We start from the raw sequence: 485 nt of genomic DNA, 5'->3' as shown, positions 1-485 counted from the left end.
GCTTAATTGAAAATATTGAAGGAATCGAATCTCATGGAAGTATTATTCTTTATGTCTACAGATATAGAACATTTCTATAACTGCAAGAAGAATAATAAAACAGAATTTTAATAGAATTATAAGTGATTCACATAAATATGATGCTTATTATTTGGAGTTAAAGGATGAAGAAACTATATATATGAATGGGAGAAATATATATTACTTTAAAATTGATTTTAGAACAAAATATAATCCAAAAACAATAAGTACCTATTTAAATAATTTATTGAATCACTTGATTCTTTAAAATTGAATGATAATGTGATTTATAAAGATTTTCTCTATTTTGAATAAAATGAATAAAAGATATGCAATTACATTATCTATATTATTGATAGCATTTCTATTAGCTTTTTTATTATATAATGAAAGGTCTAGCTTTTTATATAGCAATGAATATTCGGTATATATTCCTGCAGTTCTAAATCAATCATATAATTTAT

The sequence above is a fragment of the Candidatus Nanopusillus massiliensis genome (assembly GCF_920984865.1).
The sequence above is the reverse complement of the archived record's forward strand: the minus strand, read 5'-3'. Positions refer to the sequence as shown.